Raw genomic sequence first — 19,962 nt, 5'->3', positions numbered from 1 at the left:
TAATTGTATTGTGCAGCAGGTATCCATTCCGTGGAGCGCAAGCTCCCGCTTCCGGCCGCCTATATCAAGTTAGCAAGGATAAAACGCTTGAACAATGGGGAGAACCTCCTATGAGATTGTCGGAAAAACAGATAAGAGCTAAATGAAAACGATCCCAAACATAACGTCCGTTCCGGATAAAACCAGGTCTGACAAGGAGTTCGAGCTTTTTCGCTTTTTATTTTCCTTTCGTGAAGGAATTGAATTTATTAACACTAATATGGGAGTATATGTAAATTTATAGTTCTGCAAGTCTAAGGGACTGCTGCTCTGAAGCTTTCATCAGGCGAGAGTCAACCTCTTCATTTATTGGATTTAATAAAATAGGACACTGAAACCGGAAAATCCTTCAGCGAATACACGATTTTTAATAAAATAACCCGGTTTTTAGGTGAGCATTTTGCATTAATCTAAGCCCTTGTTACACAAAGCAATTTTGAGCATAAAAAAGGACTTCACCCCAACTTGGAGAAGTTTTCAAGTGACCAAACGAGAAAACCCAAGGGAGTGAAGTCACTATGTATATTCTCCAAGAAAGTCTATTTTCCTTTGAAGAGCTTCAAAAAATCGAATCGAAAGAGCGATTGCCCATCTTTTTCAGCGCTTTGGACCTGCGACCTTACGCAAGAGAATTGAGAAATCCCTCACCCCGAGGAGCAGACGGACACTGTCGTCAAGGCATTCTTCGCGCGCTACTCGCAGCTCCTTTAGAGAATATCGATACGTTCACCGGCCTAGCGCGCAGACTAAAGTTTGACCTCCGTTTCCGTTACCAATGTGGGCTTCGACTGGATATCCCCGCTCCTTCGATTTCTACATTAAGTCGAGTCTTTGCCGAGTTGACTGGCAAAGGCCTTGCCAAGCAGTTGTTTGAGGATCTTGTGACTCAGTGCCAAGAAGCTGGAATCATCGACGGAACTCATGTCGCTATCGACAGCGCCGCTATTCACGCTTACGAGAAAAAGGAACCCAAGCGAAAAAGTGAACTCACCGGCAATGCCAACTGGGGTGCCAAGTTTGACACCTTTGGCAACAAAGTCAAGTGGTTTGGCTATAAGTTGCATCTGGCCGTCGATGCCAAAAGTGAACTTCCCATGGCGCTCAAGGTGACCTCTGCCCATGTGAACGACGGAGACGAAGGGCCTGCACTCATGACGACTGTCGCTGCGAAATCTAAAGTGAAATTCTTCATGCTGGATGCGGGCTACGACCAAATAAAAAACTACGAGGCCGCCCGGAACGTCAAGGCGCAAGCCATTATTCCGCTGAATCCACGGAATGAAAAGGAACCGCCAGCGGGGATTACCCGCAAAGGCACGCCCTGTTGTTCGATGGGATTTCCCATGACGTATTGGGGACAGGAAAAGGTGCATTTAAAATTCCGTTGTCCACATGCGACAGGTCAAGTGGATTGTCCTTTGGGCATGGCCGCTTGTTCGTCCTCCAATTATGGAATGGTGGTTAAAATCAACAGTCAAACGGATCTCCGGCGTTATGCGCTACCGCATCGGGAAAGCCGAGGCTGGAAGGAACTTTACAATAAACGAACCAGTGTAGAACGCTGCAATTCTCGAATGAAGACCTATTTAACTGCAGACCAGCTTCACGTCTGGGGGATTCAAAAAGTGACAACTCACCAATATTTAAATGCGATTGTGTTACTTGCCTCTGCGCTTGCCATTGCGAAGCAACGAGTACAGAACGCCGCTTAAAAACTTCCGATTCATTGAAATTCTGTCCGTCTGTCTATTTTTCACTCCACTCTCACAACACTGAGATTTCGTTGTAACCTAACTTTGACTTTAAATCAAAATATGAATTATGCAAAATGCTCAGGTAAAAAAGAGGAGGGGGAAAATTCTTTTGTAATTTCATAAAAATAAGACACTGTATCAAATTGTCAGCGTATACATACTTGATATGACAACAAAAACTCGGACGGAGTGCTAAAAAATGACGATTTGCTCCACACAAGATTTTCCCGGATAATGAACAAAAAGTTAAGAACCGGGGTGGGAGTATGAGATACACGAGGTTTATTCGGATGGCCGGCACTATAGCGATCGGCGCTGCTGTAATGGTGGCTTCGGCTTGCGGGAAAGCGCCGGATCCAGTCGAGAGCCCTCCTGAAAATGAAGAAATTCAAAAAGTTTCCCTGCTGAAGGAGCTGTCCACAGATAAAGCGGCTTATTGGCCCGGGGAGGCCGTTCGCTTTCAATTGAAGTTCAAGCAGGCTTCACCGGGCGGAACCGTCAATATCCGGTATTTGCATTTGAACCGGATCATAAAGGAAGAGAGGCTGCAGGCCGAAGGGGACAAGCTGGTCTGGAGCTGGGAGCCGCCCATGGAAGAAGGGCAAGGTTATTTGGCCGAAGTAGTGTATGAGCGTGACGGCAAGGGGGATCAGATCAACATCGCTGTGGACGTATCCTCCGATTGGGGGAAATTTCCCCGTTACGGTTATGTAGCTGATTTCCAGTCTATGAGCACGGGCGAGATGTCCCGGGTCATCGAACGCTTGAACCGTTTCCATATCAACGGCATCCAATTCTACGATTGGCAGTACAAGCACCAGGAGCCTATTCGTCTGGAAGAAGGCAGGCCGGCTGCGGAGTGGAAGGATATTGCCAACCGATCCGTATCGTTTGATACGGTGAGAGACTATATCGGCTTGGCCCACAATCACGGCATGAAGGCTATGAATTACAACCTGCTGTATGGCGCCTATACGGATGCGGAACAGGACGGAGTGAGCAGAGAGTGGGGCTTGTTCAAGTCCCCGGGCGGTGCCGATCAGGATAAACACCCGCTTCCGGACGATTGGGCAAGCGATATTGATCTGTATGATCCCTCTAACCCCGATTGGCAGAACTACTTGATCGGGAAGGAAAGCCGGACTTTCGAATGGCTTCCTTTTGACGGATGGCATGTGGATCAGCTCGGAGACAGGGGAGAATTATGGACCCATGACGGCAAAAGCGTCAACCTTGCCGCCACTTATCCATTATTCTTGAATGCGGCCAAGGAAAGGCTTGATGTCGATTATGTCATGAACGCAGTCGGCCAGTTCGGCCAGGAATTGATTGCCCGGGAAGCACCGGTCAAGTTTCTGTACACCGAGGTTTGGGGCAATCATCCGCATTATCGGAATTTGAAGGAAGTGATTGATGAGAATTCGAGGTACAGCGGAAACCGGCTGAACACGGTATTGGCCGCATACATGAATTATCATTTATCCGATTCGCCGGGAATGTTCAACACACCCGGAATTCTGCTGACGGATGCGGTGATATTTGCCTCCGGGGGGTCCCATCTGGAGCTTGGGGAGAATATGCTGTCCAAAGAATATTTTCCTCATAAAAATCTAAGCGTATCTCCCGAATTGGAAGAACAGTTGATCAAGTACTACGATTTTCTGGTTGCCTATCAGAATCTTCTACGGGATCACCCGAAAGAGTCAAGCCTTAAAGCTGAAGGGACGGAAGAAATCGCTGTATCCGATCAAGCGGAACAAGGCAAAGTATGGTCCTTCTCCAAATACAAGGATGGAAAAGAAATCATGCACTTTATCAATTTCACGGATGCTTCCACCATGGATTGGAATGATGCTCACGGAACGCAATCGGAACCGGAGGAAAGGCGGAATGTTTCCGTCTCTGTAAAAACGGATCGCCCGATTTCTAATATATGGTTCGCCTCCCCGGATCAAAATGGAGGATCACCCCAAGCGTTGCCGTTCTCGCAGCAGGATGGGGTTGTCGAATGGGAGCTGCCCGTGCTGAAATACTGGGACATGGCCGTTATTGAATATTGGGAGTAGAGGTCTTTCCTGTTTTATACATTGGTATTGAGTCTGACATCGAGTATCCTTTTAGGGGAGAAACGAAATAGGAGAGACTGTATGCTGCGAAACATGACCATATCCAAAAGCTTCACCGCCAAAATCATCGTGGTCCTCCTGCTCGTTATTTTGATCCCGACCATCTTTACGAGCTTGTCCTTTTATTGGGTATCGGACGCTATCCTCAAAAAGAACGTGAGGGAGTCCACTCTCCAAATCGCCGAGCAGACGGCGGATTCGCTCTCTTTTATCCTTAACGTGGGGATTGACACCTCCGATTTCATTTCCAGCGATCCGAATATCCAGCGTGCCGCAATGCAGGTTAACGCCGATCCGTCCTATGAAGACAACTGGAATTTTCAATATATCAATTTACTGTTGAATAATTATGTCTACTCCAACTCCTTCGTCAAAATTGTGTATCTATTGAAGGAGGAGGGCAAAGGATGGGGCAGTGGAACCTTTTCCGACTCTGAGCTTATGCAGATACGGCTTTCCGACGAGGAGTGGGTGAAAGAAGTGAAGCGGAAGGACGGAGAGCTGGTGTGGCAGGGCCTCCAGTATGACCATTTCAGCGGCGGGGGGGAGAATACGGACCTGGTGCTACCGGTTGGAAGACTGCTGAAGGACTTTGACACGCTGAACAATATCGGACTGGTACAGGTTAATTTGGACGGTCAATCGATTCTGGATACAATCCGGAAGCTGAAGCTCGGAAATACGGGGAAGTTCTTCGTCGCCGATTCCGAAGGGCGGATCATGATCGATTCCAACATCGAAATGATCAATAAGAGAGTGCGGAATCCCGATTTGTATAGAAGCATTGTCGACAATGACAGAGTGGAGTTCGAATTTGAAATGGAAGGCATCCCATATTACGGGGTTAAGCAGCCGTTGAGCAATGGTTGGATGGTTGTGGGAACCGTTCCCGTAAATGAAATCAGCGGACAGCTGGAACGGCTTCAGACCCAGATATTGCTGACTTCCGCCATATTCTCCATCCTGGCAGTAGGTATCGGGCTTTTTGTAGCCAGGACAGTGACCAAACCCGTAAAGCAGCTTACCCAAAGCATGCTTCGCGTTCAGCAAGGAAATCTGGAAACACGGACGGATATTCGAACGAGCGATGAAATCGGATTTTTAAGCAAGCAGTTTAACAAAATGGTTCATGAAATCGGGAAGTTGATGCAGCAGGTGGAGAATGAACAGAACGAGAAGCATTATGCGGAACTTCGGGCGGTTATGCACCGGATTCAGCCGCATTTCCTGTTTAACACATTGAGCACGCTGCGTTGGCTTATCGATTCCGGCCAGAAAGACCGCGCATCCGAGGTATTATCGGCGCTTAACCATCTGCTTGAAGCCAACATGGGCAAGAACGGCGTCATGATTACAGTGGATCAGGAGCTCAATATTATTCGGAAGTACCTGATCCTTCTGGAACTGCGCTACGAGAAGCACTTTCATCTGGAGCTGGACGTCCAGCCAGGAACAGGGGAAATCATCATTCCCCGGATGCTGCTGCAGCCGCTGGTGGAGAACGCCATATTCCATGGAATTGTACCGAAAAATACAGATGGCAGGATCACCATCACGATCCGGAATAGAGGGGAAGGCCTCGAAATTCGGGTACAAGACGATGGCAGGGGTTTTGAGGAGGACAAATTAGGACTGTTGAATAAAGCGAAGAACGGTGCGGAAGAAGGAGAAATCGGCATCGGCCTGCGCCATATCTTTGACTCACTGCGGCTCTATTACGACAATGATTGGGAATGTTCATTTGAAAGCAGTCCCGGGCAAGGAACGATCGTACGCATTGTATTAAAACAGGCGAAAGAAACAACCTCTTGGAACTAGCGGAGCAGGGGGAACACTATGTACAGAGTACTTATCGTAGATGACGAGCCGGTAATCCGCCATGGGATCAGCGCATTTATCGATTGGGAGAAAGAAGGGATGTCTGTAGAAGACCACTACGCGAACGGTGTGGAGGCAATGGCCGCACTGGAGTGCCGGTCCTTCGATATTCTGATTACGGACATCAAAATGCCCTTGATGAACGGCATTGAGCTGATGAAGCAGGCACAGGCGGTTTGCCCTTGGATCAAGGTGATTCTGATCAGCAATCACAGCGACTTCGAATATGTAAAAGAAGGACTTAAGCTGGGCGCTGTCGATTATTTGTTAAAGCTGACCTTGGAAAAAGCGGAGCTTCTTGCCGTCCTGCGTCGGAGTATCTCTATGCTGGAGGACGAGAAGAAGCGGGATTCCGAGCTGAGCGTGTATCGGCAGGGAGCTCTTTATCTGGAGCGAAAGCGCGAGGAACAGGAAATGAAACGATGGATCGTACAGGATCAGGTCTCAACGGATGCCGTTGCATGCGCTCCGGGGTGGCTGGAAGAACCCTATGCCTGTGTCTATCTTACGCTGGATGGCTCTGAAGATTGGAGAGAAAATAACGGGTATCTGTTTGTGCAGCTCTTGCTTGAGGACTTGCAGGAGGCCTTCTATGAGCGGATGGAGAAGGGAAGCGCGCTGCTGGTAGCGGAAAGCAGCCTGTTCCTTGTCTTTCCGGAACAGAAGGGGGAGGCGTTACGGCAGCTCCAGGTGTGGAAACGGGAAGTTGAAATGGAATGGAACATTACAACATCGGCAGGCTTAGCTATATGGCAGGGGGCAGGCCGGCTTATTAATGGATATGCTGAAAGCCGCTTGGCCTGTCAAAGGCGCTTTTTCGAGGGGGTGGGCGGTTTGTTCGAAAGCAGAGGTCCGGAGAGCATTCATGAACCATCGTTCCCGGTTCGGGATAATCCGGAAGATTGGGAACCTTTTTATGAGATGATCCGCAATGGCGAACCGGCTTCCCTTGCGGTTGATTTCGCGCTTGAACGCTGGAAGAGCAGGGATAAGAGCCCGGAGCAGGTCCAGTATGAGGCAGGCGTACTTCTTGCCGGCACGTACCGGCTGCAGGGAAGCAATGAATCATTGCCTGTCGAACAGCTTGAACTGATCCGCAAGACGGAAACATTGGAGCAGCTGGCTTCATTCATGGTCGGTGAGCTGGAGCAGAATGGCATGTCCATCATTCCCCAATTGTCCGATAACGGTTACAGCGGACAGCTGATTGCCAGGGCATTGGAATATATAGCCGCTCATTTCACGGAAAATTTGACGCTTCAGAGCGTAGCGGATACGATCCACCTAAGCAAAAGCTATTTCAGCTTGTTATTCAAAAAACAAACCGGCCGAAACTTTATCGATTATTTGATCGAGCTGCGGATTCGGGAAGCCAAGCGGCTGCTCGCCCAGGATGACAGCCGGATTTATGATGTGGCTCAAGGCGCGGGATTTAATGACGTGAAATATTTCAGCAAAGTATTCAAGAAAGGGACAGGGTTCACTCCGGTGGAATACAGGGAAAGCCTGAAGTGCAGTGTTGAGCCGTGAAGAAAGGGGGGATTCCCATCTTGGTAATCCGTTGGTTATCCTTTTTGATGACGATCATGTTAACGGCCGGTTGTGCGGGTGCGTCCGTAATCTCGGAACCGGACAAGGTTCAAAAGCTTCACGGGAATGACAAGACGGTCATTACCTTCTGGCATACGTACAATGATAAAGAAACCCGGCTGCTGGTAAAGGAGCTCATACCGGCTTTTGAACGGAACCATCCGGACATCCGGGTGAAGGGTATAAATTTGGCCAATTCCAATGAACTGAAATACAGCTTGATCGCCCGCGCTTCCTCCAACCGGGGCCCGGATGTCGTACGTATGGATATTGCCTGGGTTCCGGAATTTTCGCAGAAAGGACTCCTTGAATCGTTAGACGGATTACCGGGATTTGAGCCGCTCAAACTTGCATTTCACTTTAAGGCGATTCGCGTGGGCCTTTATAAAGATCAATACTATGCTTTGCCGCTTAACTTGTACACGAAGACGGCAATATTTAACCGGGAGCTGCTGAAAAGGGCAGGATATTCCGAGCCGCCCCGCACCATGTCCGGAATTTTGGAGCTTGCCCGCAAGCACCGCTTCACAATTGGACTGGGGGGATTGGAAACCTGGGACACGCTTCCGTATATCTACAGCCTCGGAGGCTCGTTTACGGACTCGGGATTTACAAGGGCTACCGGATATTTGAACGCTCCGGGCACCGTCCGTGCGGTCCAGGAGTTGACCGATCTATATAAGGAAAAGCTTGTTTATCTCTCGGCGGTGACGTTAAATGGAGATAATTGGGAAAAAGTGCGGAACGGAAAGATGCTTGTTACAGACGACGCGCCGTGGTTCTACAGTTTATTAAAGCCTTCGGAAATCCGTCCTGCTCTTAAGCAGACGCTGCCGGTACCTTTCCCGCACTTATATAGCCCTTCCTCGATTATCGGCGGCGAATATCTGGTTATAATGAAGGGCAGTCAGCATCCTTCCGAGGCATGGGCTTTTATCCAATGGATGACCGGCAAGGAAGCGCAGCTCATTATGTCCCGAGCCGGGTTGATCCCGGCGAACAGGGAGGCTTTCAAGGCTATGAAAGTAAGCGGAAGTTCCTACCTTTATCCCTATGTTGAAGCTATGGATGATGGCTTTATACGGCCGCCTGTCAAGAACTGGGGCAAAATCGATGAGGTATATTCCTATTACCTGCACAAAATATTTCTGAACCAACTTTCGGTCAAGGAAGGTTTGGATCTTGCGGCCGCTGAGATTGACGGACTTTTGGGAATCCCGGATGATTGAACAAAACACGATTCGTGAGTTAATCTATGTTAGTAGATTCACTATTTGCTGGAGAGTGGGGAGACGACGATGAAGCCGGATATCGGAGAGCTGCAGGAGCTCATGCTGTTTCAAACCGTTCGGGAGGATACACTGGAACAGCTCCGTGAGATTTCCAAGGTGCTCCTGATGAACAAAACCGAGCTGCTGTTCTCCGAAAAAGCTAAGCTGGCGCACGCCTATGTCGTGCTTTCGGGCAATATGACCGTCTTTCGCTACACCGAATTCGGGCAAAAGCGGGTCATTTATCTTCTTTCCAAAGGTGATCTGATCAATGAAATTGTGGATGACCATGACATTGCTTCGATCAATTGCGAAGCCTTTGAAAAAAGCAGGGTGCTTGCCGTTCAGCGGGAGGGGCTGCTTCAGCTGATGCAGAGCGATTTTGCGCTCACTTCGTGTCTGATGAATGCCATGGCCAGAAAAATCCGCAGGCTGTACTGGCAGATTAAGAACACTATCCCCTTGAAAATGGAGAAGAAAGTGGCCGCCAAGCTGTGGAAGCTCTGCAAGGACCATGGCGTGGAGACGGAGGGCGGAATTCGCATCGATCTGGACATTACCGCAGGCTATCTTGCCGACATGCTGGGAAGTTCCAGGGAGACGGTCTCCCGGGCGCTGACGGAGCTGGAGAATCTTGAGCTCATTCTAAGGCAGAACCGCCGTATCATCGTTGTGGACCGGAGCAGGCTGGCCGGGTATTTCAAGAGCTTATAAAGGATAGGACGGGCATTCTCCAGATGGAGTGTGTCCGTCTTTTGCTATCGGTTCAATTTAACTGCCGTTCGGCGGTCTTAGGTGTGCCCCGACTAAGGTCCAGTTCCAAAAACCGTCCCCGGTCCGTTTTGAGAAACGCGGATTCATCCTACAATAAGTACATAAGGAAGAGGTTAACGAAAGGCGGTGAGAAGTAATGAGACAGAACAAAGGAAACGGACTCGCGGTTATCCTGATCGCTATCGGAGCAATTATGCTGCTGGGTATGGCGCTTCCGCTGATCCACGGTATTTTCAGACTGTTGTTCCCGGTGATCCTCGTGGTGCTTGGTTATTACGGAATCAAAAGCGGACGCAAGCTGATCGGATGGATCGTGATGTTCATCGGCGTGATGTCCCTGATCGCGAAGCTATCCTGGCTGATCGGACCGCTGCTGGGTCTGGCGCTGGTCGTGTGGGGAATTTCGGTTCTTAAAGGCAAGAGAGGCTCCCACTATTAATCGGGAGATGTACATCATCTAATACTGGCAGGGAGGGAACGGCAAATTATGAGCGTTTTTCGACGAATGCGGGATATAACGGTAGCCAATTTGAATGAGAAGCTGGAGCAGAGTCAGGATCCCGTGAAGCTCATCGATCAGTTTCTGTATTCGACCCGGGAGGAGATCGGCGAAGCCGAGAAGCTGTATCAACAGTATGCGAATCATACGAAGCAGCTTCAGCATCAGGTAGATCAGGCAACGTCGATGCGTAACAAGCGTGAAGAGCAGGCGCTGCTCGCGCTGAAGGCTGGCGAAGACAATCTGGCCAAGCTGGCGCTGCAAGAGAAGATCATCTATGAAGAGAAGCTGGAGCAGTACAGTACGCTGCTGGAGCAGAGCCGCCAGTCGCTGATGGAGCTGGAGCAGCAGGTCGGCGAACTGAAGCTGGAATATCAGACAGTATACAGCAAGCGCCAATATTATGCGGCCCGGATGGAGACACTCCGGCTGCAGCAGAGAATGAACCAGCGTGCCGCCGCTTACGGCGGAAGCGATATTCCGAAGGTATTCGGCCGCATTGAGGACCGCCTTACCGATTGGGAGCTGGAAGCCAAGAGCCTCAGCGATCTTCGTCGGATGGGACAGGAGTATGCGGTTCAGGCCGGCGAGACTGTGGCTACCGTGCTGGAAAGGGAGCTCGCGAAGCTGAAGGAGAAGCTGAACAAAGATGGAAAGGAGTAGCGAAATGACGAGGTTGTATCGTTCTACCCGCGATAAAGTACTTACAGGGCTTACCGGCGGATTGGCGGAGACGATCGGCATCGACTCCACGCTGCTGCGGATTTTATTGCTGATCAGCATCCCGTTCACGGGCGGCGCCGTGATTCCGGTCTATCTGATCGCGGCCCTGATCTTCCCGAAAGAAGTCCCGCCTTATTACCCGCCGCCTTTCGGGTTCGGTCCCGAAGCGGCGGAGGGAGGCTACGGACCGTATCATAAAGGCCACGACGACGGTTATGCCCGCCGCGGCTGCGACCCGAAGCGGCCGCCATTCGGCCCTTACGGACCGCATGGCTCGCAGCACGGCCGCCGGCCTTATGAAGCGCCGGGTCCCCGGGATGCCGGATATGGCAGAACTGGCGCATTTGGCGCCCAGGATTCCGGACTGGATGACATGATGAAGGACATTGAGAAGAAAGCGATGCAGAAGGAAATTGAAGAACTCAAGCGCAAGCTTGCCCAATACGAGAACGAGAAGGGAGATAAGTAATCATGGGAGTTTTCAAAAGAATTAAGGATATGACCAAAGCCTCTGTCAACGATCTGCTGGATAAGGTGGAAGATCCGGTTGTGATGCTGAACCAGTACCTCCGCGATATGGAGGCTGAAATTCACGAAGCCGAAGTAACGGTTGCCAAGCAGATGGCGAACGAACGCCGTATGAAGCAGCGCGTAGAGGAAGCTGCGAAGCTGGCCGCACAGCGCGGTTCCCAGGCGGAGCTGGCTCTGAAGAACGGCCAGGAGGAAGTGGCCCGCAAGCTGCTGGAAGAGAAGATCTATTTCGATCAGAAGTTCGCCGAATACAGCGATCTGCATGCGCAGGCTGAAGTTCACGCCAAAGAGCTGGTTCAGCAGCTGCACGACATGAAGGATGAATTCTACAAGCTGCGCAACAAGCGCAATGAGCTGGTATCCCGCGCCCAGATGGCCAAGGCGAAGAAGCAGATGTCGCAGATCAGCAGCGTCCACAGCATCGAGAGCGGCAGCGCTTCGCTCGGATTCCACCGCATGGAAGAGAAGATTATGCAGCTCGAAGCCGAAGCCGATGTGCTGCGGGCGCCATACAGTCCGGCATCGCCGGTTGCCTACAGCCCGGTAGATGCGGAGAAGCAGCTGAAAGTGGAAGAACAGCTGAACGCGCTGAAAGCGAAGCTGAACGATGCTCCAGGCCCTTCGCTGAGCAAAGAAGAGTAAGCGTCGGTCTCTTGGGCCGTCTCTAAGAATCTATCTTCATAAAACGAGAAGGTTATGATATGCTGAAACGAGGTTAAAGCCATACGGGTGGATATCCATCACGTCATGGCTTTTCCCTCCGTTTGGCGGCAAGTATAAATAAGCCGGTTGTCCGGATGATAATACGAGGGAGGTGCGGGAATGGAGAAGCGGAATCGAATCATTGCCCTGGGATTGATCGCGGTCGGATGCATGATGATATTCGGCAGATGGATCGGCTTTTTTTCCATTGCCGCCCTTCTGTTTCTGCTGCTGGGGATATACCGGACAACGTCGGGGAAAGTCAAACAGGGCTACACGCTGCTCGGAATCGGCGCGGTCATGCTGCTGCTCGATCATCTGGTGCTGGTGCTGGGCATCTGCCTGATCTCCCTCGGAATATTCTTTGTAAAGTCGAAGGGGCTTCAGCAGGGCAGAAACCATATGCAGAAGCAGAATTTCTCCTCCAGCTTTAACTGGGACCGGTCACCTTGGGTGATGCACAGTCTTAGCGCCTGGCATGTGCTTGGCGAGACGGATCTGGATTTGTCGCTGGCTATGGCGGAGGACAAGGAGACCATCATGCTGTTCCAGGGCATCTTCGGCGATATGGATTTGCATCTGGCGGATAATTACGGCGTAGAGATTGAGGCGTTTGTGCTGTTCGGCTCTATCGAATTCGGCAATCACCGCGATACGGGCATGATGAACCGGCTGAACTGGAAATCTCCGAATTACGAAACGAGTGAACAGCGGATCAAGGTCAGCGTATCTTATTTAATGGGAGATCTGGATGTCAGACTGCCGTAGCTTGGCACTAAGGAGGAGAAGCTTCAGGTGGATAAAAAGAACGCCAACATCATGTCGCGCAGCATGGGCGAAGGGGCTTTGTTCTCCTTTGTCCTGCTTCTGGTTATACTGTACATCCTGTATACATACGGATATTTAAAGCCGTTCACCAGTTGGGATTTCGGTGTGCGCACCGTATCGTTGCTGCTGCTGCCGGTGGGTCTCGGGATCGGCTTCAGCTTCTACCAGAGCTTCCGGGTCAAGCGCAGGCTGGAGCGGATGCGGGAAACGCTGCTCATGTGGGAAAAAGGGAACCTCACTCTCACGATGCCGTCCCTCGGCGAGGATGAACTGGGCCGGCTCGCCGAGCAGCTTAATGTCATCGGCGGCAAGTGGGAGAACCAGGTCACGACGCTTCAGCGTCTCTCCACGAACAACGCCCAGCTCGCGGAGCAGGCGAGGGTGTCGGCCATCGTGGAGGAGCGCCAGCGTCTGGCGCGGGAACTGCATGACGCCGTCTCCCAGCAGCTGTTCGCCATCTCCATGACGGCGACGGCCGTAGGGCGGACGCTGGAGAAGGATTTCGACAAGGCCCAGCGCCAAATCGCGCTGATCGAAGAAATGGCCGCTGTGGCGCAGTCCGAGATGAGAGCGCTTCTGCTGCATCTGCGTCCGGTCTATCTGGACGGCAAGCGTCTGGAGCAAGGCATTCGCGAATTGATCAAGGAGCTCAAGGTCAAGGTGCCGATGGATATTCATTTTGAAATGGACCCCGGCGTTCAGCTCGTGAAGGGCGTGGAGAATCATTTGTTCCGCATTGTCCAGGAGGCGATCTCCAATACGCTCCGGCATGCGAAGGCGGAGAAGATGGAAATTCGCGTTCACCGCAGGGGCGACACCGTCCGCATGAGCATCCGTGACGATGGGATCGGCTTTGAGATGGATGAGTCGAAGCAGACCTCTTACGGCTTGTCCAACATGCAGGAACGGATCACGGAGACCGGCGGGTCCATTCAGTTCATAACCGCGCCGGGCAAAGGCACGCGCATTGAAATCATGGTTCCGCTGCTCGCCGAGAGCGGGAATATGAAATCGCAGGAAGCTGCGGGAGCAGAACAAAGCTAGAGGCGGAGGCTGTTCTTCGTGCAAGGGCAGTAGGCGGTGCGGATATGGACATGGATATGGATATGGATATGGATATGGAGACTGCCGGAAATCTTTCGTCCAGTTCCCGTCAAACGTCAAGTCCGGCATTTCAGCAAGGACGAGAAGCGTTTGAGGGGATTCGAGGGAAGAGTTCCGCCGGAACTCACGGCTGCGATAACCGGATATTTGCCAAAGGTCGGATACAAAATTCAATTCTGGGAGGGAATGCTTCAATGGAAACGGGTGAGCCGATTAAGGTGCTGCTGGTGGACGACCATGAAATGGTGCGGATCGGACTGGCGGCGGTGCTGGGAACCGAGGATGGCATAGAGGTGGTTGGAGAAGCCGGAAGCGGCGAGGAAGGCGTCCGGCTGGCGCGGGAGTACAAGCCGGATGTCGTGCTGATGGATCTGGTGATGGAAGGCATGGACGGCATCGAGACGACCCGGCAGATTATGAAGCTGTATCCGGAGTGCAAGGTGATCGTGTTAACGAGCTATCTGGATGATGAGAAAATGTATCCAGTTATCGAAGCCGGAGCTTTCAGCTATCTGCTTAAGACCTCGCGGGCGAACGAAGTGGCCGACGCGATCCGGGCGGCCGCGCGCGGCCAGTCCGTTCTGGTCTCCCAGGTGGCCTCGAAGATGATGAACCGGTTCCGCAGCGACGCTCGGATCGAAGCGCCGGCCCATGCGGAGCTGACGGACCGCGAGATGGAAGTGCTGAAGCTGCTGGCCCAGGGCAAATCCAACCAGGACATTGCCGACCAGCTCATTATCGGCATCAAGACGGTGAAATTTCATGTGACGAACATTCTGGCCAAGCTGGGCGTTGAGGACCGCACACAGGCGGCGATCTACGCCTACAAGAACGGGCTGGCTGAGTAGTCCTGTCTGCTGGATCTGATTCCCCGTATAAAATCTCTCAAACCGGTTATCCTGACTAGTAGATTGCTAGAACGGAATCGGTAAGGGAGAGATACGGGATGAGAGTTACAGTGAGATGGGGAAAAATGATTGTGCTGCTGGCCGGCTGCTGCGTTATCGCAGCGGCGCTTGCCGGCTTCGGCGACTCATTGCGGAATGAAGCCGAGGCGAGCGGGGCGGAGCGCGGAGCAGAAGTACAGCGCGCCGGAAGCGGAGAACCGGCGGAGACACTGACCCGGCTGGCCGCTATTGCCGGCCGGGTGACCGAACCGGGCTCGAAGGTTCGGGTCGTGTTGAAGTGGCAGGGCGAGACGGAGACTGCTCCTGCCGAAGGCGCGTCCGCCTCTGCGGAGCTGGCGGAAGACCTGGGGCTCTCGCTCCCCGTTCCGGCGGATATGGAGGGACATGCCGCTTACCGGGCGGCAGGAGAGAGCGGCGGCGTGCAGATCAAGCTGATGGAGACGGCGCTGGATGACGGCTCCAGCTATGTGATCGTCACGCTGGAGACCGCCGATCTGGCGGCGACGGAGGCCGCCTTCCGGGCGGGAGCGGATGCTGCTGGTGCGGCGCTGGCTCGCGCAGGCATCACGGCGGACTGGAACATGTCGATGCAGGGCACGGCCCCTGGACAGGGAGATCCGCAGTCCGCTCTGGCATTGGCGCAGCGCGGCCTCGCAGCGTCGCTGCCTGGCTTGAAGGCGGAAGAGAGCTACACCGACGCGGCCACGGCGAGCTTGTCGTACTCGGCGCCGGGGCTGGGACGCTCCATTCGAAGCGGGAACCATTTGCTCGGGGTTCAAGCCGCCGTGCATTATGACGGCATCCGGGATATCAACCGGGTGACCATCGGCTTCCCGTTAATTACGATCGAATATTGAGAGATGACAGAGCCGTCCGGGCGGAACGCCTTGGCGGCTGAGTTTTTTTTCATGGATATGATCAGGACTCCACACCGTATAAGTCATAATAAAATTATCCATAAGAAAGATTAATGGAAATTTGCGAAATCCCGATGTAATCTGTCAGGAATCTAATGGCATCCTTTTTCGGAATATGATAAAATGACATCACGTCGTGATATCATTTTTGTGTAACTAACGACTGAGAATCGATTTCAATAAACTATATTACATAGAGAAAGATGAGGAGCCATGGCTGAAAATCAAACCTTTGACGCACAGAAAGCACCAGGCGCAGTATTTTTTATTTTTGGCGCAACCGGCGATTTGGCACGGCGCAAGCTTTTCCCGGCGATTTACAGCCTGTACCGCGAAGGAAAGCTGGCTGAAGACTTTGCGGTAATCGGCGTGGCCCGTCGTCCCCGCACACCGGACGAATTTAAGGATGATGTCAAGCAGTCGATCTCCGAATTCAGCCGCTACCAGGCTGTTGACGACCAGGAGTGGGCCGGCTTCGTCGATCATTTCGAATATAAATCCCTCGATATCAACAACATCGACGGCTTCCGCGAGCTGAGAGCGCAGACTGAGGCGCTGGAGGAACGGTTCCACATTCCGGGCAACCGGCTGTTCTACCTCGCGCTTGCGCCCGAGCTGTTCGGCAGCGTATCCTTCAACCTGAAGGAAGGCGGCATGCTGGACGGGGAAGGCTGGAGCCGCCTTGTGATCGAGAAGCCGTTCGGCTACGATCTGGAATCGGCCGAGAAGCTGAACGAGCAGATTCGCCAGGTGTTCAAGGAAGAAGAGATTTACCGGATCGACCACTACCTCGGCAAGGAAATGGTTCAGAATATCGAAATAATCCGTTTCGCCAACGCCTTCTTCGAGCCGCTGTGGAACAAGCAGCATATTGCCAACATCCAGATTACGCTTGGCGAGACCGTAGGCGTAGAGGAACGCGGCGGTTACTATGACCATGCCGGCGCGCTGCGCGATATGGCTCAGAACCATATGCTTCAGCTGCTCACCATGATCGCGATGGAGCCGCCAAGCCGTCTGCTTGCGGAGGACATCCGCGACGAGAAGGTGAAGGTGCTGCGCTCGCTGCGGCCTTACCCTACTGCTGAAGAAGTGCGCACGAATATCGTCCGCGGACAGTATACCCAAGGCCTGTTCAAGGGCAAGGCCGCTCCGGCTTATCGCCAGGAGGACAAGGTGAATCCGGAGTCCAACACGGAGACTTATTTTGCGGCCCGCGTGTTCGTGGACAACTTCCGTTGGGCTGGCGTGCCGTTCTACATCCGCACAGGCAAACGCCTGCCGGTGAAGACAACCGAGGTCGTAGTGGAGTTCAAACGCATGCCGACCAATGTCTATCTCGGACAGAAGCATAACCTGGAGCCCAATCTGCTTGTCATCCGCGTAAATCCGATGGAAGGCATCTATGTGAAGATCAACGCCAAGAAGCCGGGCTCGGAATCGGATATCGAGCCGCTGGCGATGGACTTCTGCCAGAGCTGCATGGTCGGAATCAACTCGCCGGAAGCCTATGAGCGCCTCCTTCATGATGCGGCGCGCGGCGACTCCACGTACTTCACCCGCTGGGACGAAGTATCGTCGGCTTGGTCATTCGTGGACCATATCGCCAAAGCCTGGAGAGAAGAACCCGGCGATCTGGCCTTCTATCCGGCCGGAACCTGGGGACCGGAAGAAGCAGACAAGCTGCTGGCACAGGACGGCTTCCACTGGTGGCCGGTGAACGGCCAGGAAGAAGACAATGTGGTGTGGAAGGTTAACGAATAACCGGCGAATTACTGGACACTACGGAATCTCTATAGCTGTAACCGACAGTCTCCCTGCCGAAAGGCGGGGGGATTTTTTGCATGGATACAGAGTTTGGTAGGGACACTATGGGGATTGAGGGAAGCGGCTTGAGAGTGCGGACAGGGTGGATTTTTGCATGAATATAAGTTAGTAAAGGTTAGTAAAGGCTAGTAGAGGTAAAGTTCTGCAAACTGGTAATGTTCGATGTCGAGCATTCATGAAGGGCTTCATTTTCCCGGTAAATGCTTTGACTTGAGAAGGGCATGTGTTAGGTGATTATCCCCGAGAGTTGAGGCGGTTTGGGGTAGCGACATATTTTTTCGGACGGCAGGGTTTTGGGTAGATAACGTATGCCCCATTTTGATATAATTTAAAGGATGCCCGTGCTGCCGGTTCTCAAGCAGAGCTCCGGGATCGCATGTATAGAACCGGGACTCCAGCCCGATTTGCTTGATAAGGAGCGCGGAAGAATGAAAGCCACACCGATTTGATTGTAAATGTAAACCGATTGCTTACCGAACGGTTCACAATACAGATATGAAGGGATATGTGCAATGAGTCAAATAACCGATCAACTGCTGCAGCAGGAAGTGGACAAACGCCGGACGTTTGCGATCATTTCCCACCCTGACGCAGGTAAAACAACACTTACCGAGAAGCTGCTCCTGTTCGGCGGCGCCATCCGGCTGGCCGGAACGGTCAAAGCCCGCAAGGCGAGCAAGCATGCGACCAGTGACTGGATGGAGATCGAGAAGCAGCGCGGGATTTCCGTTACCTCCTCGGTAATGCAGTTCGATTACAATGGACACCGGATCAACATTCTGGATACTCCGGGTCACCAGGACTTCAGTGAAGACACCTACCGGACCCTGACTGCCGCGGATAGCGCGGTCATGCTGATCGACGTCGCGAAGGGCGTCGAAGCGCAGACGATCAAGCTGTTCCAGGTATGCGCCAAGCGCGGCATTCCGATCTTCACCTTCATCAACAAGCTCGACCGCGAAGGACGGAGCCCGTTCGATCTGATGGAGGAGCTGGAGCAGGTGCTCGGCATCCGTTCGGTGCCAATGAACTGGCCGATCGGCTCGGGACGCGAGCTGTGCGGCGTATATGACCGGATGAAGAGCCAGGTCGAGCTGTTCCAGGGTGACGATCATTCGGTCATCAAGGTGCAGAAGGTGGAAGATTATAAAGACCCGGTTATCCGTGAGATGGCGGGCGAATATTTACACGACCAGCTGTGCCAGGATCTGGAGCTGCTCGATGTGGCGGGCGATCCCTTCGATTACGAGAAGGTGCTGCGCGGCGAGCTGACGCCGGTATTCTTCGGCAGCGCGATCAATAACTTCGGTGTGCAGACGTTCCTGGAGAACTTCCTGCAACTGGCGCCGAAGCCGGAGCCGCGCAAGAGCACGGCGGGCGTGGTTGAGCCGACGAATGAGAAGTTCACCGGCTACGTGTTCAAGATTCAGGCCAACATGAACCCTGCGCACCGCGACCGGATCGCCTTCCTGCGGATCGTGTCCGGGAAGTTCCAGCGGGGCATGAGCGTGAAGCATGTACGGGCCGGCAAGGACATCAAGCTCTCCCAGCCGCAGCAGTTCCTGGCCCAGGACCGCGACATTGTTGAGGAGGCTTATCCGGGCGATATTATCGGCCTGTTTGATCCCGGCATTTTCCGGATCGGCGATTCGCTGAGTCAAGCAGGGGATGTGGAATTCGACGAGCTGCCGACGTTCTCTCCGGAAATTTTCGCCAAGGTCAGCATCAAAAATGCACTGAAATCGAAGCAGTTCCAGAAGGGGATCGACCAGCTGACGGAAGAAGGCATGATCCAGGTGTTCCGGACCGTCAGCTTCGACGATATTATTCTCGGTGTTGTAGGACAGCTGCAGTTCGAGGTGTTCGAATACCGGATGAAGGGCGAATACGGGGTGGATGTGCAGCTTCAGCGCATGCCGTATCAGTTCGCGCGCTGGATCATCGATGAGAACAAACCGGATACGAGCAAGTTCCGCATCAACTCGACGCTTGTGACGGACAAGAAGGGCAACTTCGTCGTCCTGTTCGAGAATGAGTACGCGATGCGGACGGCGATGGAGAAGAATCCAGGCGCCAAATTCCTCGAAACCGCGCCGTAAGCAGCGTGGCGACGGCGGGAGCGGCGTTCGCTCCATTCGAATTGATCAGTATTCGATCAGTGTTCGATCGATAGGAGAAGATACAGCAAAGCCTTCGCGAAAGCGCCGCAGGAAGCGGCGCGATTCGCGAAGGCTTTTTTGGAAATATAAGAAAGTATAAGCTGCGCGCTTATCACAGTCTTCTATTTCTCGGCAAACGCATGGCGTCTAAGGACGCCGTCAGGCGTTTATCCTTGGCTGTGTCAGCCGTGTCAGCTACGTCGGATATGTCTGATTGTGTCCGGCTGTATCTGGCTGCGTGAGAAAAGATGTCTGACATATGATATACACCTGCACAGAGCATCCTTCCGTTGTCTGGGTTACGTCGTCAAGCGCGCTGCGCAGCGGTCTAC

The 19,962-nt window shown here is 52.7% G+C and carries 16 protein-coding genes; all 16 read left to right on the top strand.

The window, feature by feature from the left end; all coding sequences use genetic code 11:
• Positions 1-557: 557 nt before the first annotated feature.
• The 16 genes from PSTEL_RS21915 to PSTEL_RS21840 all read left to right on the top strand — a co-directional run bounded on the left by PSTEL_RS21915 (position 558) and on the right by PSTEL_RS21840 (position 19,570).
• Positions 558-1,751: a transposase gene (locus PSTEL_RS21915; protein WP_038694187.1), complete on the top strand. Its 1,194-nt coding sequence runs from the start codon at positions 558-560 to the stop codon at positions 1,749-1,751.
• Positions 1,752-2,083: 332 nt separating this feature from the next.
• Positions 2,084-3,859 (top strand): glycoside hydrolase family 66 protein, encoded by a 1,776-nt coding sequence (locus PSTEL_RS21910; RefSeq protein WP_038698663.1) that lies wholly within the window; start codon positions 2,084-2,086, stop codon positions 3,857-3,859.
• Between the two features lie 81 nt (positions 3,860-3,940).
• Positions 3,941-5,737 (top strand): cache domain-containing sensor histidine kinase, encoded by a 1,797-nt coding sequence (locus tag PSTEL_RS21905; RefSeq protein ID WP_038698661.1) that lies wholly within the window; start codon positions 3,941-3,943, stop codon positions 5,735-5,737.
• An 18-nt stretch (positions 5,738-5,755) separates the two neighbouring features.
• A complete protein-coding gene (locus PSTEL_RS21900; RefSeq protein ID WP_038698659.1) occupies positions 5,756-7,327 on the top strand; it encodes a response regulator transcription factor in 1,572 nt (523 codons plus the stop codon).
• 20 nt (positions 7,328-7,347) lie between these two features.
• Entirely contained in the window at positions 7,348-8,616 is a 1,269-nt protein-coding gene (locus PSTEL_RS21895) for an extracellular solute-binding protein (RefSeq protein WP_038698657.1), read from the top strand.
• Positions 8,617-8,685: 69 nt separating this feature from the next.
• Entirely contained in the window at positions 8,686-9,372 is a 687-nt protein-coding gene (locus tag PSTEL_RS21890) for a Crp/Fnr family transcriptional regulator (RefSeq protein WP_038698655.1), read from the top strand.
• 196 nt (positions 9,373-9,568) lie between these two features.
• Positions 9,569-9,871, top strand: a complete 303-nt coding sequence (locus tag PSTEL_RS21885; RefSeq protein WP_038698653.1) for a LiaF transmembrane domain-containing protein — start codon at positions 9,569-9,571, stop codon at positions 9,869-9,871.
• Between the two features lie 48 nt (positions 9,872-9,919).
• Positions 9,920-10,594 (top strand): PspA/IM30 family protein, encoded by a 675-nt coding sequence (locus tag PSTEL_RS21880; RefSeq protein WP_038698651.1) that lies wholly within the window; start codon positions 9,920-9,922, stop codon positions 10,592-10,594.
• 4 nt (positions 10,595-10,598) lie between these two features.
• A complete protein-coding gene (locus PSTEL_RS21875; protein WP_038698649.1) occupies positions 10,599-11,123 on the top strand; it encodes a PspC domain-containing protein in 525 nt (174 codons plus the stop codon).
• A gap of 2 nt (positions 11,124-11,125) precedes the next feature.
• On the top strand, positions 11,126-11,827 hold the full coding sequence (locus tag PSTEL_RS21870; protein ID WP_038698647.1) for a PspA/IM30 family protein: 702 nt from the start codon (positions 11,126-11,128) through the stop codon (positions 11,825-11,827).
• A gap of 180 nt (positions 11,828-12,007) precedes the next feature.
• Positions 12,008-12,655: a cell wall-active antibiotics response protein LiaF gene (gene liaF / locus PSTEL_RS21865; protein WP_038698645.1), complete on the top strand. Its 648-nt coding sequence runs from the start codon at positions 12,008-12,010 to the stop codon at positions 12,653-12,655.
• Positions 12,656-12,706: 51 nt separating this feature from the next.
• Complete coding sequence (locus tag PSTEL_RS21860) at positions 12,707-13,759, top strand: sensor histidine kinase (RefSeq protein WP_052099319.1); 1,053 nt, start codon at positions 12,707-12,709, stop codon at positions 13,757-13,759.
• A gap of 254 nt (positions 13,760-14,013) precedes the next feature.
• Positions 14,014-14,667, top strand: a complete 654-nt coding sequence (locus PSTEL_RS21855; protein WP_038701472.1) for a response regulator — start codon at positions 14,014-14,016, stop codon at positions 14,665-14,667.
• A 98-nt stretch (positions 14,668-14,765) separates the two neighbouring features.
• Positions 14,766-15,584: a YwmB family TATA-box binding protein gene (locus PSTEL_RS21850; protein ID WP_038698643.1), complete on the top strand. Its 819-nt coding sequence runs from the start codon at positions 14,766-14,768 to the stop codon at positions 15,582-15,584.
• 273 nt (positions 15,585-15,857) lie between these two features.
• The gene (gene zwf / locus PSTEL_RS21845) at positions 15,858-17,408 is read left to right on the top strand and encodes a glucose-6-phosphate dehydrogenase (RefSeq protein WP_038698641.1); all 1,551 of its coding nucleotides are present in this window, start codon (positions 15,858-15,860) and stop codon (positions 17,406-17,408) included.
• Between the two features lie 575 nt (positions 17,409-17,983).
• On the top strand, positions 17,984-19,570 hold the full coding sequence (locus PSTEL_RS21840) for a peptide chain release factor 3 (protein ID WP_038698639.1): 1,587 nt from the start codon (positions 17,984-17,986) through the stop codon (positions 19,568-19,570).
• Positions 19,571-19,962 lie beyond the last annotated feature (392 nt).

Origin of the sequence: Paenibacillus stellifer (assembly GCF_000758685.1) — a bacterium.
Classification (GTDB): domain Bacteria; phylum Bacillota; class Bacilli; order Paenibacillales; family Paenibacillaceae; genus Paenibacillus_AQ; species Paenibacillus_AQ stellifer.
The sequence above is the reverse complement of the archived record's forward strand: the minus strand, read 5'-3'. Positions and strand labels throughout refer to the sequence as shown.

Bases quoted from the DNA above. Each gene is read 5' to 3' on its own strand.
- PSTEL_RS21890 (WP_038698655.1), top strand. From the start codon at position 8,686: ATGAAGCCGGATATCGGAGAGCTGCAGGAGCTCATGCTGTTTCAAACC.
- PSTEL_RS21840 (WP_038698639.1), top strand. From the start codon at position 17,984: ATGAGTCAAATAACCGATCAACTGCTGCAGCAGGAAGTGGACAAACGC.
- PSTEL_RS21885 (WP_038698653.1), top strand. From the start codon at position 9,569: ATGAGACAGAACAAAGGAAACGGACTCGCGGTTATCCTGATCGCTATC.
- PSTEL_RS21870 (WP_038698647.1), top strand. From the start codon at position 11,126: ATGGGAGTTTTCAAAAGAATTAAGGATATGACCAAAGCCTCTGTCAAC.
- PSTEL_RS21850 (WP_038698643.1), top strand. From the start codon at position 14,766: ATGAGAGTTACAGTGAGATGGGGAAAAATGATTGTGCTGCTGGCCGGC.
- PSTEL_RS21905 (WP_038698661.1), top strand. From the start codon at position 3,941: ATGCTGCGAAACATGACCATATCCAAAAGCTTCACCGCCAAAATCATC.
- PSTEL_RS21875 (WP_038698649.1), top strand. From the start codon at position 10,599: ATGACGAGGTTGTATCGTTCTACCCGCGATAAAGTACTTACAGGGCTT.
- PSTEL_RS21915 (WP_038694187.1), top strand. From the start codon at position 558: ATGTATATTCTCCAAGAAAGTCTATTTTCCTTTGAAGAGCTTCAAAAA.
- PSTEL_RS21860 (WP_052099319.1), top strand. From the start codon at position 12,707: ATGTCGCGCAGCATGGGCGAAGGGGCTTTGTTCTCCTTTGTCCTGCTT.
- zwf (WP_038698641.1), top strand. From the start codon at position 15,858: ATGGCTGAAAATCAAACCTTTGACGCACAGAAAGCACCAGGCGCAGTA.
- PSTEL_RS21880 (WP_038698651.1), top strand. From the start codon at position 9,920: ATGAGCGTTTTTCGACGAATGCGGGATATAACGGTAGCCAATTTGAAT.
- PSTEL_RS21855 (WP_038701472.1), top strand. From the start codon at position 14,014: ATGGAAACGGGTGAGCCGATTAAGGTGCTGCTGGTGGACGACCATGAA.
- liaF (WP_038698645.1), top strand. From the start codon at position 12,008: ATGGAGAAGCGGAATCGAATCATTGCCCTGGGATTGATCGCGGTCGGA.
- PSTEL_RS21910 (WP_038698663.1), top strand. From the start codon at position 2,084: ATGGCCGGCACTATAGCGATCGGCGCTGCTGTAATGGTGGCTTCGGCT.
- PSTEL_RS21900 (WP_038698659.1), top strand. From the start codon at position 5,756: ATGTACAGAGTACTTATCGTAGATGACGAGCCGGTAATCCGCCATGGG.